The organism is Dysgonomonas termitidis (assembly GCF_042654545.1).
GTDB classification, from domain to species: Bacteria; Bacteroidota; Bacteroidia; order Bacteroidales; family Dysgonomonadaceae; genus Dysgonomonas; species Dysgonomonas termitidis.
Window position 1 is genome coordinate 88,274 of the sequence record NZ_JBHSGN010000117.1, and the last position, 14,593, is coordinate 102,866.

General features: G+C 42.0%; 12 protein-coding genes. 5 read left to right on the plus strand and 7 right to left on the minus strand.

Annotation, left to right across the window (positions count from 1 at the left end):
- Window positions 1–16 precede the first annotated feature (16 nt).
- From ACFO6W_RS19140 to ACFO6W_RS19155, 4 genes are all read right to left on the minus strand, one after another.
- Window positions 17–1,240, minus strand: a complete 1,224-nt coding sequence (locus tag ACFO6W_RS19140) for a beta-ketoacyl-[acyl-carrier-protein] synthase family protein (protein ID WP_379999388.1) — start codon at window positions 1,238–1,240, stop codon at window positions 17–19.
- 19 nt (window positions 1,241–1,259) lie between these two features.
- The gene (gene flxB / locus ACFO6W_RS19145; protein ID WP_379999390.1) at window positions 1,260–1,988 is read right to left on the minus strand and encodes a flexirubin biosynthesis SDR family reductase FlxB; all 729 of its coding nucleotides are present in this window, start codon (window positions 1,986–1,988) and stop codon (window positions 1,260–1,262) included.
- The gene (gene flxA / locus ACFO6W_RS19150; protein ID WP_379999392.1) at window positions 1,985–3,517 is read right to left on the minus strand and encodes a flexirubin biosynthesis tyrosine ammonia-lyase FlxA; all 1,533 of its coding nucleotides are present in this window, start codon (window positions 3,515–3,517) and stop codon (window positions 1,985–1,987) included. The genes flxB and flxA overlap by 4 nt, the downstream gene beginning before the upstream one ends.
- A gap of 120 nt (window positions 3,518–3,637) precedes the next feature.
- Entirely contained in the window at window positions 3,638–4,441 is an 804-nt protein-coding gene (locus ACFO6W_RS19155; protein ID WP_379999394.1) for an inositol monophosphatase family protein, read from the minus strand.
- A gap of 160 nt (window positions 4,442–4,601) precedes the next feature.
- Between ACFO6W_RS19155 and ACFO6W_RS19160 the strand changes: the two genes are divergently transcribed.
- From ACFO6W_RS19160 to ACFO6W_RS19175, 4 genes are all read left to right on the plus strand, one after another.
- Window positions 4,602–5,165, plus strand: coding sequence for a helix-turn-helix domain-containing protein (locus tag ACFO6W_RS19160; RefSeq protein ID WP_379999396.1), 564 nt, complete (start codon window positions 4,602–4,604; stop codon window positions 5,163–5,165).
- 81 nt (window positions 5,166–5,246) lie between these two features.
- On the plus strand, window positions 5,247–7,466 hold the full coding sequence (locus ACFO6W_RS19165; protein ID WP_379999398.1) for a heavy metal translocating P-type ATPase: 2,220 nt from the start codon (window positions 5,247–5,249) through the stop codon (window positions 7,464–7,466).
- Between the two features lie 69 nt (window positions 7,467–7,535).
- Window positions 7,536–7,751 carry a heavy-metal-associated domain-containing protein gene (locus ACFO6W_RS19170; RefSeq protein WP_379999400.1) on the plus strand — a complete coding sequence of 72 codons (216 nt, stop codon included), beginning with the start codon at window positions 7,536–7,538 and terminating at the stop codon, window positions 7,749–7,751.
- Window positions 7,752–8,026: 275 nt separating this feature from the next.
- Entirely contained in the window at window positions 8,027–9,703 is a 1,677-nt protein-coding gene (locus tag ACFO6W_RS19175) for a putative transporter (protein ID WP_379999402.1), read from the plus strand.
- A 107-nt stretch (window positions 9,704–9,810) separates the two neighbouring features.
- Here the strand turns inward: ACFO6W_RS19175 and ACFO6W_RS19180 are convergent, their stop codons facing one another.
- Window positions 9,811–11,223: an amidophosphoribosyltransferase gene (locus tag ACFO6W_RS19180; protein WP_379999404.1), complete on the minus strand. Its 1,413-nt coding sequence runs from the start codon at window positions 11,221–11,223 to the stop codon at window positions 9,811–9,813.
- A gap of 407 nt (window positions 11,224–11,630) precedes the next feature.
- On the opposite strand from ACFO6W_RS19180, the gene ACFO6W_RS19185 reads away from it, so the two are divergent.
- Entirely contained in the window at window positions 11,631–12,017 is a 387-nt protein-coding gene (locus ACFO6W_RS19185; protein WP_379999406.1) for an Arm DNA-binding domain-containing protein, read from the plus strand.
- 260 nt (window positions 12,018–12,277) lie between these two features.
- Here the strand turns inward: ACFO6W_RS19185 and ACFO6W_RS19190 are convergent, their stop codons facing one another.
- Both ACFO6W_RS19190 and ACFO6W_RS19195 read right to left on the minus strand, forming a co-directional pair.
- Complete coding sequence (locus tag ACFO6W_RS19190; RefSeq protein WP_379999408.1) at window positions 12,278–12,757, minus strand: hypothetical protein; 480 nt, start codon at window positions 12,755–12,757, stop codon at window positions 12,278–12,280.
- Window positions 12,758–12,877: 120 nt separating this feature from the next.
- A complete protein-coding gene (locus ACFO6W_RS19195) occupies window positions 12,878–14,461 on the minus strand; it encodes an MGH1-like glycoside hydrolase domain-containing protein (protein WP_379999410.1) in 1,584 nt (527 codons plus the stop codon).
- Window positions 14,462–14,593: the final 132 nt, after the last annotated feature.

A 14,593-nucleotide genomic window follows, 5' to 3' on the forward strand; every position in this document is an offset into this window, starting at 1 on the left:
TTCCATAAAAGACTAGTTACTCTTTGAATTTTTTAATTATCAGGGTTGAATTTGTCCCTCCAAAACCGAATGAGTTGGAAAGGAACATGTCAAATGATGTATCGATACGCTTATTAGGTATATTAAGCAAAGCCGAGGCTTCGTCTGCTTCTTCAAAATTAAGATTCGGGGCAATGAAATTATTATTCATCATCAATATCGAATAGATCGCTTCGCTGGCTCCCGCCATCCACATTTCGTGTCCTGTCATTGACTTTGTGGACGTTACAAAAGGCTTATGTTCACCGAGTACCATGCTGATCGCTTTAGCCTCATTCATGTCCCCGATAGGGGTAGATGTGGCATGCGCGTTTATATACCCGATTTCTTCCGGCTTTACATTTGCGTCTTTCAGGCACATCTCCAATGAACGGACTGGCCCGTCTATATTCGGGGTAGATATATGGTCCCCGTTTGAAGAGAATCCATATCCGATTACTTCTGCCAGAATATTAGCGCCGCGTTTTACCGCAGATTCGTAGCTTTCCACTACCAGACTGGCGGCACCGCCGCTGGGAATAAGCCCGTCCCTGTTCTTGTCGAATGGGCGGGATGCTCTGGCAGGTTCATCTGTCAATTTGGAAAATGTTCCCAATCCATCGAAGCTACCTACCGAATATGGGTTTACTTCTTGGGCGCCTCCGCAAAGGATACAATCCTGTAAACCGTTTTTGATGAGGAAGTATGCTAATCCGATAGCATGTGAACCACTCGCACATGCGCCCGAAACAGTGAGATTAATACCCCTCAGTTTGAAAATAACAGAGAGATTCATTGTTACGGTCGAGTTCATCGACTGGAAGATTGATCCCGAGCCAACGAGCACTGTATTCTTCTTGTTACGGATAATATCGGCGGCTTCTATGACAGGGAGCGCGCTGCTATCGTTGCCATAGAGTACACCTACCTCATTCGCTTCGAGGAATACATCGTCTATTCCTGCATTCCGGAAGGCTTCGAGAGTAGCGACATATGCATATTCGCCCTGTTCGGCTAAGAAGTTACGCTTTTTACGATCGAGAAGTTTTTTCATGTCAGGCCTTTCTATTATGCCTGTCAGAGGGGAAAGGAAACCGAAGTCCAGTCTTTCGGGGTCGATGCCTATACCCGATTTGCCATGATATAGCGAATCTTTTACCTCATCAAGATTTTTTCCGATGCAGGAATAAATTCCCATGCCTGTTATAACAACTCTCCTCATTTATGTATTTATAGTATTATCAGGTATATATACCGCCATTAATGGAAATCACTTCGCCTGTAATGTACGATGCTTCTTTCGAAGCCAGAAAGCCGACTAATGACGCTACTTCTTCCGCTGTGCCGAAACGCCCTGCGGGTATCAGTTTTTTCAACTCTTCTTCCGGCAGGTCTTTTACCATATCCGTTTGTATGAATCCCGGAGCTACGGCGTTTACAGTCACGTTTCTTGGGCCGACTTCAGCTGCAAGCGCTTTTGTCGCTGCTATAAGGCCGCCTTTGGCTGCCGAATAGTTTGCCTGTCCTTTCATTCCTTTAATGCCGGACAAAGATACAATATTTATAATTCGGCCGAATCTCTTTACCAGCATATTTTTCAACATATACTGGGTCACATGGAAGAATCCGTTGAGGCTGACGTTTAATACACTTGTCCAGTCTTCTTCGGGCATCCATATCATCAGGTTATCTTTTCTGATACCTGCGTTATTTACCAGAACTTCTATATATTCGTTTTTATGTCGGGCTGTCCATGTATCGAGAACCGACTTTGTTTCGGCGGCATCCGATACATCAAATTTCAGCAGTTCCCCGTCAGAGCCTTTTTCCTTAACCAACTCTAATGTTTTTTCTGCGTCTTCACGGCTCGAATTATAGTTGATGAGGATAAAATATCCCATTTCGGCAAGTCTGAGACTGGTTGCTCTGCCGATTCCTTTGCTGGCTCCTGTTACTAAAGCGTATTTCATAATGAAATTTTTTCTATCTCTTTATTCGTTAGGTAATTTGTCAGCTTACCGATCTCTTTGTATTTCGGTGTATCTTCTACAAATTTAGGGAAGATCTCCCTTATTTCATCATAGATTACTTTTGTATTCTTTGATAAGTCGTTTTGTATATCCAGACAGTCTATCGCCTGTGTTATCCCCATAAACAAAACAGACATAACCTGATATCCGTTGTCTATTACCGTTTTGGCAAGTAGGGCCGAATTTGTCCCCATGCTTACAATATCCTGATTGTCATTGTTATTCGGTATGCTGTGTACATACATAGGATAGGAGAGTGTCTGGCACTCTGCCGTGGTGGAGGTTGCTGTAAATTGCGCAGCCTGTAATCCGTAGTTCAATCCCAGTACACCCATATTAACAAAGGGAGGAAGTATATCGTTTATCCGGTCGTGAAACAGGTAATTGAGCTGCCTCTCGGAAAGCATAACCATTTTTGTTACAGCGATTTTCAGTTTATCCATTTCAAAGGACACATAATCGCCGTGGAAATTTCCGCCATGATATACATTTCCGCTTTCTTTGTCTACAATAGGGTTATCACAGGCCGAATTGGTTTCGTTAACCAATACCTCCTCGGTATTTACCAAAGTATCGTGTACCGGGCCTAATATCTGAGGAATGCAACGTAATGAATAATATGGCTGGACTTTATGCTTAAGTATTTTTTCTTTATTCTCTTTATTATACAGGTAATTCTCACGCTTGCGTAAGCTGGAACTTCCCTTGCTCCATTTACGCATCATCTTGGCTATCTCTTTCTGACCTTTATGATGTTTTGTCGCATTCAGTTCTTCGGACATAAAGTCATCATACGAAGAGGCTATCTCATTTATCATCACTGATGCCGCAACAGCCCAGTGCAGTAATCTCTTTGCGTATATGAGGTTTACAATACCGATTCCTGTCATTACAGAAGTTCCGTTGGTAACCGAAAGGCCCTCACGTATATGCATGGAGATTGGCTTCAACCGGTTTTCTTTCAATACCTCCGCCGTATCTCTCAATTCACCGTTGTAAAATACTTCACCCTCACCTATTAAAGCTAATGCGATGTGTGCCAATTGTACAAGGTCGCCACTTGCTCCTACGCTGCCATGCTCGGGTACAAACGGACAGATGCCGCGGTTGATAAATTCCGCTAATAAATGAATTAATTCGGGATGAATACCTGATTTTCCCTGCAACAGATTATTCAGGCGTACTATCATCGCCGATTTCACATAGAGGGCGTCCAGAGGTTTGCCTGCTCCTGTGGAATGGCTGCGGATAATATTGTATTGGAGATTGTTCAGGAAGTCATCATCGACACGGTATTGGGCCATAGGGCCAAATCCGGTATTGATACCATATATGATCTTATCCTCCGAAAATTTTTTCAGAAAGTCATAGCTTTGTTGTACTTGGTCAATACTATCTTTATCAACAACCAGTTTCTTTTCCTTAAATAAAAGTGTGTATATAGAATCAATGTCAAGGGCTTTTCCCATTTTTCTTTATAATCAGATTAAAGATTTGCAAAAGTATTACTTTTTGACATCTCCTGCAATGCGCTAAAGAAAAAAACAGTTAAATATAAATATAAAAGACTGAGATTAAAATGAGATATTTTATTTTATAAAGCCAAAAAAAGGTTGTATCAGTGTAAGTATTTCATCATGTATCACAGTATTGTTCGATGCTACAATATGGTGGTTATTAAAAAGGAATTCCTTTCCTTCAAAGTTTGTAATCCGTCCGCCGGCTTCTTCTACTATGAGTGCGCCTGCCATAAAGTCCCAGGGATTGATGAAGGCTTCACACCAGATATCGAACCGTCCGGCAGCTACATAACATAACGACATGGCGGCCGAACCATTGACGCGGATACTGGATGCTTTGCCGTATAACTGATCCATAAAGTGGTTCATCAGGGGTTTGTACTCTTTGTCGTTATATGGTAAATCAAGTCCCACCAGAGCCTTGTTTATGTCGTTCGTGGCAGATACTGATATCTGTTTTCCATTCAGGTACGCGTTGCCGCCTTTCCATGCATAAAAGCATTCATCACGGCATACTTCATATACAACGCCTACTAATGGCTTCGATTTGTAGGTAAGGGCTATACTTACACAGTACGGAGCGTTGTCGTGAATAAAGTTGGTTGTTCCGTCGAGTGGATCGATAACCCAGCAATAGTCTTTTTCTTCGGTTTTTATAGTTTCTTCTTCGGTGACAAATCCGGCTTCCGGCAACAGGGCCGATAATTTTTTTACCAGAAGTTTTTCAGTCTCTTTATCCACATACGATACATAGTCGTGTGCGTTCTTTTCTTCTACTCTGTTTCTTTGAAAAACTTTTCTCTCCTTTGCGAGAAAATGTCCGCCTTCGGTAGCTATTTTGCAGACTTCGGATGTTATATGTTCTAAATTCATAAGTTTATATTAAAAACGGTTCAAATTTAATGAAATAAAAAAGAGTTGTAACTTTATATCGCTATTTATTGTTTAATATTATCTATTAAAGTGTCCATCGTTCATTATTCTGTAATTGCATGGTATACTTTTTGCGGGTTTATAATATATAGATAAATTTATGGAAGTGTTATACATAAAAAATATGGTTTGCAACCGTTGCATTATGGTTGTGGAATCGGAGCTCGAAAAACTGAATATACAACCGCTTTCGGTTGAATTGGGAGAAGTCCGTCTCGATAAGAAACTAACCGCAGAGCAGAAAAATAAGCTGAGCGGGAGGCTCGAATCTCTGGGATTTTCGTTGATAGACGATAAAAAAGGCCGTTTGATAGAACAGGTCAAGAACCTTATTATAGAGTTGGTGCATTATAATAACAATAATCTGAAAATCAATCTGTCTGATTATATCAGTGCGAAGCTTCATCACGATTATAACTATACCAGCAATCTGTTTTCGGAAGTAGAGGGCACTACGATAGAAAAGTATTTTATCGCCCAGAAAATAGAAAAGGTAAAGGAATTGCTGGTATATGATGAGTTAACGCTGAATGAAATAGCTTTCAACCTGAATTATTCCAGTGTTGCTCATCTTAGCGCCCAGTTCAAGAAAGTAACGGGCCTCACCCCGAGCCACTTCAGGCAAATAAGAACAAACAAGCGAAAGCCATTGGATGAGGTGTAAATCTCATAAACTTTCCAAAGAATAGTATAACAAATTCCGGCTATTTTGTTGCCATCTTTGTACAATCAAAAGATGAAGATTATGAAAGCAACAGATAATACAGTAAAGAAGACGTTCCCCGTACTCCAGATGTCATGCGCGTCGTGTGCTATAAGCGCGGAGAGTATTGTTAAGGGACTGAAAGGGGTGGTAAATGCATCAGTTAACTTTGCTACTGCAACATTGACTGTAGAATATTTACCGGATGATATATCTCCCGAAAATATGCGTGATGCAATTCAGGACGGGGGATATGACCTACTTATTGAAGAAGACAAGAATACAACCACTGAAACTTTGGAAGAAATTCACCGGAAGAAATTCGGTGATCTGAAACGGAAAACGATATTAGCCATCGTCCTTTCTATACCGGTAGTTGTGATAGGGATGTCCTTTATGCATATGCCCTATGCCAACGAAATAATGTGGGTGCTTTCCACTCCTGTTATTTTCTGGTTGGGTAAAGATTTCTTTATCAATGCGTGGAAGCAGACAAAGCACAGATCTGCAAATATGGATACACTCGTGGCGTTGAGTACAAGTGTGGCTTATTTGTTTAGCGTATTCAATACGCTGTTCCCTGATTTCTGGATAGCGAGAGGAGTAGAACCCCATGTCTATTTCGAGGCTGCCAGCGTTATCATCGCATTTATTCTATTAGGACGGTTGCTGGAGGAAAAGGCAAAAGGGAATACTTCGTCTGCCATAAAAAAGCTGATGGGCTTGCAACCGAAGACCGTTACGATTATACAAGAAGATGGCAGTCACAATCAAATTCCGGTTGAAAATGTAAGTATAGGTGACCTGATCCTGGTAAAGCCGGGAGAAAAGATTGCGGTCGACGGACGGGTTACAGAGGGTACATCGTATGTAGACGAAAGTATGCTGAGCGGAGAGCCTGTACCTGTATTGAAGGAAGCAGATGAAAAAGTATTTGCCGGAACAATAAACCAGAAGGGAAGTTTCCGCTTCAAAGCAGAGAAAGTAGGTTCCGAAACCATGCTTGCCCAAATCATAAAGATGGTACAGGAAGCCCAAGGGAGTAAAGCGCCAGTGCAGAAACTGGTTGACAAAATAGCAGGGATATTTGTTCCTGTGGTGATAAGCATTGCGATTGTGTCTTTCATTATCTGGCTTGTGTCAGGCGGTAGCGGAGGGTTTACGCATGGATTACTGGCATTGGTAACGGTGCTGATTATAGCCTGTCCTTGTGCTTTGGGACTTGCTACGCCGACAGCGATAATGGTCGGGGTAGGGAAAGGCGCTGAAAAAGGCATCCTGATAAAAGATGCCGAAAGCCTCGAACTGGCGAAGAAGATAAACGCAGTTGTGCTGGACAAGACCGGAACCATAACAGAAGGTAAACCTCAGGTAACCGATATTCTCTGGCTGAATAATGATGACAGCCGCAAAGCCGCTTTGTTAAGTCTGGAGAAGCAGTCGGAGCATCCGCTGGCAGAGGCTGTGGTACGATATTTCGATGCATTGGCGTCTATTCCTGTTTCTGGTTTCGAAAGTATTACGGGAAAAGGAGCTAAAGGCTTTGTTGGCGGGCAGTTATATTTTGCCGGAAATTATAAATTGCTGAATGATAACAACATTGTTATAAATGAAGCCTTAGGCAAAAAGGCCGAAGAACTTAGTTCCCAGTCTAAAACCGTAATCTGGTTTGCTGATGATAAGCAGGCGATTGCTGTCGTTGCCATTGCAGATGAGATAAAGATGACTTCGCAAACCGCTGTGCGGGAATTACAATCCTCAGGAATAGAGGTGTATATGCTCACCGGCGACAATGGCTCCACAGCTAAGGAGATAGCCGCGAGAACCGGTATAAAACACTATAAAGCCGAAGTGTTGCCTCAACAAAAAGCTGAATTTATAAAGCAATTGCAAGCAGAAGGTAAAATAGTAGCGATGGTCGGAGACGGCATTAATGACAGTACGGCGCTGGCTCAGTCCGATTTGAGCATAGCGATGGGTAAAGGCAGCGATATTGCTATGGATGTGGCAAAGATGACAATTATATCGTCGGACCTCACCAAAATACCCGAAGCGATTAAGCTGTCGCGGCAAACTGTGACTACTATACGGCAAAACCTGTTCTGGGCATTTATATATAACCTGATAGGGATTCCTATTGCCGCGGGTATCCTTTTCCCAATCAACGGTTTTTTACTTAATCCGATGATAGCAGGCGCGGCGATGGCATTGAGTAGTGTCAGCGTGGTTAGTAATAGCTTACGCTTGAAATGGAAGAAATAAAGATTTATAACCCTCATAACTGGTAGGGCAAAGTAATTCATAACTTATAACTCATAACTCATTAAACATATGGAAACAAAGACATTTACATTTAAGACCAATATCAATTGTGGCGGATGTATCGCCAAAGTTACCCCATTCCTCGATGAAGTGAAGGGCATTTCAAACTGGAATGTTGATACCACGAATAAGAATAAGGTACTGACTGTAGTATCGGACGGCATCACCGAAAGTGAAGTAATAGATACTGTACAGAAGGCCGGATTCAAAATAGAAACGATATAAAGCATTATTTAACGGGCGGCTGATTATATAATTAGTCGCCTGTTTTTTGAGTGAATTCATCTCTGTTATTAAATATCTAAATACTTTTTAATTATTTATATCTCTGGTTATACTGAAGCTTTATAAACTTTTCAAAGAACGCTTTCTTTTTATATATAGATAAAGTTTTTACGAAAATATTCAGATAGTTACCAGAATTTTCATCCGTGTAATATTGGCGCATTCGTTTTTATTGTCTTACCTTTGTCGCAGCATTTCTAACGTTGTGTAATGTCATGGATTGGTTAATGGAGACCATTTTTGAGCCCTCGTCGGTTCAATCTATTATAGTTATTTCGGTCGTTTCGGCCATTGGGTTGCAACTGGGCAAGTTGAAACTGTTCAATATTTCACTGGGTATCACCTTTGTTTTCTTTGTCGGCATTATACTAGGGCATTTCAACCTTGACCTGAATAAAGATATGCTTAGTTTTGCACAGAACTTCGGGCTTATACTGTTTATCTATGCGTTGGGATTACAGGTTGGTCCAGGCTTCTTTTCATCTCTGCGGAAAGGTGGCCTTCGTTTAAATCTGCTGGCTTTGGGCGTTGTATTCCTCGGTTTGGTAATGGCGCTTATATTCAGTATCGTAAGCGATATTTCTTTACCTAATATGGTAGGCATCCTATGTGGAGCCACTACAAATACTCCGGCTCTTGGTGCTGCCCAACAAGCCTTGAAGCAAATAACCGGCGGAGATGCAAAAGCCATAGCTGATATGGCATTGGCTACAGCCGTTGCATATCCTTTGGGAGTAGTAGGTGTAATATTGGCTATCATATTTCTGAAGAAGGTATTTGTGGCCAAAGGAGCCTATGCTGTTCCCAGCGAGAAAAAAGACCATAATACATATGTAGGAGAGTTTCATGTGACTAATCCTGCTATAGAAGGAAAGACAATCCGTGATTTAATGAAGCTGTCTCCAAAGCGTTTTGTCATATCACGCATATGGCGCGATGGTAAAGTGACTATCCCTACGTCCGAAAGTGTGATGCAACATGATGACCACCTACTGATTATCTCCATTAAATCGGATGTAGAGCATATCAAGGTTTTGTTCGGTGAGCAGGAAAACGTGGACTGGAATAAGGAAGATATAGACTGGAATCATATAGATAACAGCCAGCTTGTATCGCGCCGCATCATTGTCACCCGCAGCAAGGTCAATGGTGTGAAACTGGGTGCTTTAAGACTTAGGAACAATTATGGGATCAATATTACCCGTATCAACCGCGCAGGTATAGACCTGCTTGCTTCCCCGGACTTATCGTTGCAGATAGGCGACAAGCTCACAGTGGTAGGAGAAAAGGCGTCGATAGACAATGTGGCTAAAATACTCGGTGACGAAGAGAAACGTCTCGACCGTCCCAACCTCATCGCTATTTTTGCCGGTATTGCCTTAGGTCTTATCTTGGGTGCATTACCATTGCCTTTCCCGGGTATGACATTCCCTGTGAAGCTGGGTATAGCCGGGGGACCTATCATTGTAGGAATACTGATGGGCGCATTTGGCCCACGATTCCGCTTTACTACATATACGACTCAGAGTGCAAACTTGCTGATGCGCCAGTTCGGGCTCACGGTCTATCTGGCATGCTTGGGAGTCAGCGCCGGAGAGCATTTCTTCGATACGGTATTCCAGACAGAGGGACTGATATGGATAGGCTTCGGCTTTATCCTGACCGTTGTTCCTATCATTATTATAGCCCTGTTTGCCATGAAGATGTTCAGACTCAACTATGCCAGATGTGTCGGAATGCTATGCGGCAGTATGGCAAACCCAATGGCGCTCAACTATGTAAACTCGATAATAGAAGACGATGAACCATCAGTAGCGTATGCCACTGTTTATCCCGTATCTATGTTTGCCCGGATAATCTTTACGCAACTGTTGCTGATGTTCTTTATATAGTTACGAGTTACTTCGCCTTTCGGGAAGTTACAAGTTACGAGTTTTGTCGCTTTGCGCCATTTATTCATGCGTCAGCCGACTTGTATCTTGTAACTCGTATCTTGTAACTATACTTCCTCTTCCGGCTTAGCGCCATTATAGCAATATGTACAAACGCATTCTTTGGGCAGTCCGATCGATGCGATCAGGTCCTCTACTGTAATAAACTTCAGTGTTGTTATATTCAGCTTTTTACGGATGCAGTCTATCATATTCTTATATTGCGGCGAATCGGTAGTCGCGTACTTATCCAGATCTTTTGCGTGATTACCTTCGAGTTCCTCCACTGTACGGCGGGCAATCAGTTCCAATGGTGAACGTGATGCCGAAAAACCCAGGTAAGGGCATGAGAACAAAATCGGCGGGCTACCTAAACGGATATGTACTTCTTTGGCTCCGTATCCGTAGAGTATATTCACATTGTCGTTGAGCTGCGTGCCCCGTACAATGGAATCGTCACAGAATATTACCCGCTTATCCCTTAGCAGTTCCCGGTTTGGGATCAGTTTCATCTTAGCTACCAGATCCCGCACTTTCTGATTTGCCGGTGTAAAGCTTCGCGGCCACGTAGGGGTATATTTGATAATGGCACGGCGATAAGGGATTCCTTTTCCTTCGGCATATCCCAGGCCCATCCCGATACCCGAGTCGGGGATAGCTGCCACATAATCCGCTTCCGTATCGTCTTTCTTAGCCATGGCTTGTCCACTGGCATAGCGCACAGCATCCACGTTTATCCCTTCATAGTCGGATACCGGATAACCATAGTACACCCAGAGGAAAGAGCAGGCCTGCATCTTTTTATTTGGTTTGCGCAGTTGGGTCATACTGTCGGCAGTAAGCATGACTACTTCTCCCGGCCCGACATTATATTCTAATTCGTATTCCAGATTGGGAAAACTGCAAGGTTCGCTTGTTGCCGCATATGCTCCGTCTTTCTTTCCTATAAGGACGGGGGTACGCCCCCATTTATCACGTGCCGCGATAATTCCTTCTTCGGTAAGGATAAGCATGGAACAAGAGCCTTTTATCTTTTCCTGAACAAGCTCTATCCCTTCTACAAAGGTATTGGCCTGTGAGATAAGGAGAGCTATCAGCTCCGTTTGATTAATTTGTCCGGCATTAAATTCCGAAAAGTGACAACCTTTATCGAGCAGTTCCTTTTCCAGCTCATCTATATTGTTTACTTTGGCGACCGTTACCACTGCATATTTGCCCAGATGGGAACTGATAAATATAGGCTGAGGGTCGGTATCGCTGATGATACCGATACCTGAGTTGCCCTGAAATTTATCCAGGTCGGCTTCGAAGCGCAGACGGAAATATGAATTTTCCAGATTATGAATAGCCCGTTTAAAAGTCCCGTCATGGAGTGTAACCATTCCTCCCCTGCGGGTACCTAGATGAGAGTTGTAATCCGTGCCGTAAAAAAGGTCTGTAGCACAGGCTGTTTTAGATATTGTTCCAAAGAAACCACCCATTTTCTATTGTGTTTTTTAATTATAGTCGCAAAAAGGTAATTTTATATTGTGCCTTAAAGTCATCATAACTGCCAATCATAGTTATACTTATATGGATAACATAAGGCGTGATGCCTTGTTTTTTCAGATTGGGATATAAAAGTACTGGTTTTCGTTGAAATATTCGCCCTGTAAGCAACAGATTAATATTTTTAATTAATATACTTATTGTACTTATGTTACCATTTTTTATCGTGAAATCCACGGTTAAAGGTAGCAAAACAACCGGATCTGCAAAGGCAAAGGGCAGTATAATCCATCCTTTGGCAATCGAATTTATCCGAAGGATTTTCTTTCCCTGTTTAGCCCTGTTTTTCATAACATTCTGTAGCTCATTGATATATAACTTAAATGTAAAAAATGAGCCTATGAAACCGGAACTAAAGGGTTTGTTCTACCTAAAAAAGAACCAACGCAACAAAGGAGGCCTCTGCCCTGTAATGGGATACATCCGTATCGGTAAATCCGTGTCGCAGTTCAGTCTGAAAATAGACGCTGATACTAACCTGTGGGATACCAAAGCAGGACGGGTGAAAGGCAAAAGCCACCAGGCTCTAGAAATCAACCGGGTTATCCACACCCGCTATAAAGAGTTGAGCGAAATTAATTCTCAGGTCGATGCCGATGACCTGAAAAATGCCGTACAGGGTATAGCTTCCATCCAGCCTACAGTACTGGATTCTTTCCGGACAATGAATGATGCTATTTCTGCACGGGTGGGAAAAGACTATAGTAAGGCGGGATTCGAACAATAATACATTGTCCGGAGAAAGCTTCCAGCATACGCCCTGCAACTATATCGTAAATCTTCCGTTCGTCATAATACTTTATAACCAAGAAAGAGATATTTCTTTTTCGAAATACCTCCTTCTTTCAGCGGCTAAAGCCTTGAATCCGGATCGTTCATATAGCTGTCTTTAAGCAAATCCAGAAATGGCGAGACATCCGCCATTTCGTTGATACGCGTTACTTTATTATGCGGCCGATTCACCTTCCTGTTGAAAAAGACTTCCAGTTATTTTTCAATATCTATAAACCTGGTTCTCTTTCCTTTATGAAAGGAGATATTGGCGACATACAGCGATCTGGCCAACTCTATAAGGTCGTTATCCGAAATTTGCCAGTCGAACGCAGAAGATCCTGTCATAGGTGAGACTTTCTTCCATGGCGTATCAATCTGTGTATAAAAGAGTTTCGGCTCCGCCAGCAATTGCCTTTCCACCCACTCAATATGTATGTCGACCAGCTTAATGGCTTTATACAGATAAGTCCTTACATTTTTTCCCGATACGCCTGTCAATCCTGCAAATTCAGCGCGGGTATAAGCAAGTGTGTTGCGATATACGGTCTTATCGGTAGAAGCGGTGCTTTGAGTAAACAGAAGCCCGGCAAACTCGTTATAGCTGCTTTCCAATGTCCGGGTGTCGATGTCGATATCTTTACGTGAAGCCTCCTGCAATGTGCAGAAGAACTTCGTAGTGATAAATCGTTTCATGATTATTTGAAAAAAGGAGATTGTCCGTTTATTCGTAGACAACCTCCTATTTATTTAATGTTTATAAATAATAACAAATGGAATTAAAGTTTACAACTGCCAGCTTCTCATAACTAATAATCAAAGAGAAGTACCTTTGATATATATAATTTCGGAACCGCCCTCCCATATTAATTTCAAAGTAATATCCCGGTCTGACTTTACCCGGATATCAGGCTTGTCTGTCTTTCTCTTCCTTTTATGACATATGAAATCGGCAAAATTTCCTTTCCCAACAGGTAGATTTTTTACGCCAAACGTATCGGTAAGCCGGACATCCCAGACAACGCTGTTTCCTTCAGGTTGGATATGTATCCCATAAATATATTCGAACAAAATGCTTATAGGGGTAATACCTGTCCAGCCGACAAAATCCTTACGGCTTTGTTTTGGGAAGAACCCTTTTTCAGGAGCATAGTTCTCCCATAATGTACCTGTCCTGTTATATACATCTATGACATTGTTATAATGATTCAAGGCAATCTCGTATGCCAGGGAATCCTGTTTACAATTAGTCAGCCCTTTTAATAGCATATAAGTTGTGGGGGCCCATACGCCGCCACGCCAATATCCGCCGTCCGGTTCGTATCCTAGATGATCTGCGGACAATGTGGGCGGACGGTGATTACGATTAAATTCCATAGGGTTGCTCAGATGTTCTAAAAAGCGTTCCAACTTATCATCCGGGACTATATTTGCCAGTAAAGACCAATATGCCGCTATACTTTTTACATAATTGGGGGTGCCGTCTCTATATAAATCATAATAGTAAGCGGAAGCTTCATCCCACATTTTATCTCGGACATACTGTCTCAGAAATTTATTTTCTTCTATTATATCCTTAACATCGTCCCTGCGATTAATGATTTCAGCTATTTCAACCAGAATATTTCCGGCAAATACCTGTTGAATTGTAATATCTACCCACGACATAAATCCATGGCTGAAATCAACACTGTAACCTTTTTGCAGACGGGGCTGGTTATCCATACCACAGCCCCAGCCTGAAGAGAAATACGATCCGTCCGGCCAACTGTAATTTGACCTGAACCATTGGTAATAGGCAAGCAATGCGGGAAAAACATCTTTTAACCTTTCCTTATTACCAAACATAAGATAATATTCCCACTCAGCCCAGGGTAACAGGTTGGGGCCTGTACTCGAGATATCGTATTTTTCAAAACTTTCACTCCCGTCTATTTGAGAAATTTCCCGGCTTATAAAGCCATCTCTATGTTGTTTTGCATAGAAGTTATCCAGTGTTTGCTGAAAATTAAAGGCGTTTTTCCCATAACGCCCAAACATTACCATAAAACTACTATCCCACATAAAAAGATGGCGATTGAACGCTGCATCTATATAAGGTGAGATCAATCCGCTTCCCGGTTCTACAGTATACAGATTTGAAAATGCAATTTCCCAAGCTTTCCAATAGGCGCTGATAGCATCGGGACACGCTTCCCATTCGGGTTGAGGGAGCTTCGCCTTACATTCTTCAAAGGACCGGGGAATCATATTGTCGGGACTCTTTTGGAGGAATTTGTTTTCAGAGACATAACGATTCGGGATATCGGTAAGAAGGCTTTTTTGAGCTGAAAGCGTATTTATGCTAAAAAGCGATAATAGTATAATTATACTGTTTCTTATGAAGAAGGTATTTACCATATATTTTATTTTTGGTACGACCAATTCAATCAGACATTAATTTGTTTACAAATGTGTAAAAATAGAGAGTCTCCGGTTGAATGGACGAACATTAATCTATATGGGGCGAAAAAAATATTCGCCCCATAAACC